This is a genomic window from Mycobacterium sp. (assembly GCF_049280035.1).
GTDB lineage: Bacteria > Actinomycetota > Actinomycetes > Mycobacteriales > Mycobacteriaceae > Mycobacterium.
Window position 1 is genome coordinate 1 of record NZ_JBAPPI010000161.1, and the last position, 3119, is coordinate 3119.

Genomic DNA, 3119 nt, shown 5'->3' on the forward strand with positions numbered 1-3119 from the left:
ATCAGATACGACCCATAAAGGCAGCGAAAGTGAAAATCCGGTGATCGACGCGCCGGAGCCCAAGTCGGGGGCGCCGCTGACGAACCAAGACTGGTGGCCTAACCAGATCGACGTGTCGAAGCTGCACCCGCACGCGCCCCAGTCCAACCCGCTCGGCGAAGACTTCGACTACGCAACGGAATTCGCCAAACTCGACGTCGAGGCCCTCAAAGCCGACATGTTCTCGCTGATGACTACCTCGCAGGACTGGTGGCCCGCCGACTACGGTCACTACGGCGGCCTGTTCATCCGGATGAGCTGGCACTCGGCGGGTACCTACCGCATTTACGACGGCCGCGGCGGCGGCGGCCAAGGTATGCAGCGTTTTGCCCCGATCAACAGCTGGCCGGACAACGTGAGCCTGGACAAAGCCCGCCGGCTGCTGTGGCCGGTTAAAAAGAAGTACGGCAACAAGATCTCCTGGGCCGACCTGATCATCTTCGCCGGCAACTGTGCCCTGGAGTCGATGGGGTTCAAGACTCTCGGCTTCGCTTTTGGCCGCGAAGACGTCTGGGAACCCGAAGAAATCCTGTTCGGCGAAGAGGACGAATGGTTGGGCACCAACAAGCGGTACTCGGGCAAGCGAGACCTCGCCGAGCCGTACGGTGCGACCACCATGGGGCTGATCTATGTGAATCCGGAAGGCCCCGAAGGCAAGCCGGATCCGGTCGCCGCGGCGGTAGACATCCGTGAGACGTTCCGCCGGATGGCGATGAATGACGAGGAGACCGCCGCACTCATCGTTGGTGGCCACAGCTTCGGCAAGACCCACGGTGCTGGTGACGGCGATCTGGTCGGTCCCGAGCCGGAGGCCGCCCCGATCGAACAACAGGGACTCGGATGGAAGAGCTCCTACGGCAGCGGCAAGGGCAAGGACGCCATCACCAGCGGCCTGGAGGTGGCCTGGGTCTCGACCCCGACCAAGTGGGGTAACGGATTCTTGAAAAACCTGTACGGCTACGAGTGGGAGCTGACCAAGAGCCCGGCGGGAGCTTGGCAGTTCCAGGCGAAGGACGGCGCCGGTGCGGGCACGATCCCCGATCCGTTTGGTGGGCCGGGTCGCGCGCCCACGATGTTGGTCACCGACATCTCGATGCGCGAAGACCCGATCTACCGTGAGATCACCCGACGCTGGCTGGACCACCCCGAAGAGCTGTCCGAGGCGTTCGCCAAGGCGTGGTACAAGCTGTTGCACCGCGACATGGGACCGATCTCGCGCTACCTCGGGCCATGGATCGCCGAGCCGCAGCTGTGGCAGGACCCGGTTCCAGATGTGGACCACAAGCTGGTCGACGACAAAGACGTTGCGGCCCTGAAGAAAAAGGTGCTCGAGTCCGGCCTGTCAATTCCGCAGCTGATCAAGACCGCGTGGTCGGCGGCCGCGAGCTACCGCAACACCGACAAGCGCGGTGGCGCTAACGGTGGACGGCTTCGCCTTGAGCCACAAAGGAATTGGGAGGTCAACGAACCCGCCGAGCTGGACAAGGTGCTGCCGGCCCTGGAAAAGATCCAGCAGGACTTCAACGGCTCAGCTTCCGGAGGCAAGAAGATCTCGCTTGCCGACCTGATCGTGTTGGCCGGCTCTGCGGCAGTGGAGAAGGCGGCCAAGGACGCCGGACACGAGATCTCCGTGCCTTTCGCGCCGGGGCGGACCGACGCGTCGCAGGAGAACACCGATGTGGAGGCGTTGGCGGTGCTCGAACCGCGGGCCGACGGCTTCCGCAACTATGCGCGGCCGGGTGAGAAGGCCCCGCTGGAGCAGCTGCTGTTGGAGCGGGCGTACCTACTGGGTGTGACCGGTCCGGAGCTGACCGTCCTCGTCGGGGGCCTGCGTGCTCTCGGGGCCAATCATGGCGGCAGCAAGCACGGCGTGTTCACCGACAAGCCCGGCGTGTTGACCAACGACTTCTTCGTCAATCTGGTCGACATGGGCACCGAGTGGAAGGCGTCGGAGACTGCGGAGAACGTCTACGAGGGCCACGACCGGGCCTCGGGCGCTCTGAAGTGGACCGCGACCGCGAATGACCTTGTGTTCGGGTCGAATTCGGTGCTGCGCGCGTTGGCCGAGGTCTATGCACAAGACGACGCGAAGGGGAGGTTCGTGGCTGACTTTGTCGCGGCATGGGTCAAGGTCATGAACAACGACCGGTTCGACCTCAAGTAACACCTGGATCAGATGGTCCCGACGGCACCCCGCGAGCCCCGGCCTCGCGGGGTGCCGCTTTCGGTCAGCTCTTCGAAAGCTGTTGGGGGCAGTAGTATTTTGCTGCGATCATGGCGAAGTCGGATGCTTCTTCCATGGTGAAGCCCGCATTGCGGACCTTCACCTCGTGCACCAGCTCCAGGCCAGATTCGCCGCCATTCAGGCATCCGCACACCGACTTGCCGGCTGTGATGGCTTGAGCCGGGCTGGGATAGTGGATACCGACTTTTTGCAGAGCAGACAGAAAGCCTGCATCGTCACCGGTGATGTCGCCAGGATCGGCGTATGCCGGAGCGGCCAGGCCGATCACGGTGCAAATGCTGATTGCCGCAAGTAGGGCTCTCATAATTCATCCTTCTTTCCTGTTGTCCCCTAACCCAATTGGACATCCGACGGTACGACTTTGGCCTTGCCGCCTTTCAGATGCACCGCGTGGACGCCGGGTTTCTTCGCCAGTTGTTCGAGCAGACTCTCAAGACCGTCTTGGTCGACCGTGTGGTGCTGCACGCTTTCGGGCTTCTCCGATATTTGTGCGACCAGCCGCTTCAGTTGCTCGGGCGACTGTTTGCCTTTGAGGTCCTTCAGCGGGGTCAGACGGCCGCGTACGCCACTGTTGGCCGCGACGGTGGGAGCCCCGGCGCCGATCGCGCTGCCGAGCATCCCCGCCGCGGGCATCGAACTGAACATGCCGGCTTCGGCGATCGCGGCCGCCGGCACGGCTTCCGGCCCGGCGGCTGACAATGCGGCAGCGACCGTTCGGATCGCCGGTGTGGCGGTGGCCCAGCTGGGGGGGACTGACAGCTTTCCGACCAAAGTGTCGGCATTTCCCATATCCGCGGACACCGAACTGTTGGTCAGCCACCCCCTGCCCCAAAAG

At 63.6% G+C, this 3119-nt stretch carries 3 protein-coding genes; 1 reads left to right on the forward strand and 2 read right to left on the reverse strand.

Translation table 11 applies throughout. From position 1 onward, the window contains the following. Positions 1-2203 (forward strand): catalase/peroxidase HPI (gene katG, locus WAN71_RS05155; RefSeq protein WP_422224298.1); only part of this gene is annotated, 2203 nt, incomplete at its 5' end. Positions 2204-2267: 64 nt separating this feature from the next. Here the strand turns inward: katG and WAN71_RS05160 are convergent. Continuing rightward, positions 2268-2588 (reverse strand): DUF732 domain-containing protein, encoded by a 321-nt coding sequence (locus WAN71_RS05160; protein ID WP_422224299.1) that lies wholly within the window; start codon positions 2586-2588, stop codon positions 2268-2270. 26 nt (positions 2589-2614) lie between these two features. After that, positions 2615-3119: PE/PPE C-terminal domain-containing protein (locus tag WAN71_RS05165; RefSeq protein ID WP_422224300.1), on the reverse strand; the 505-nt coding region annotated here is incomplete at its 5' end.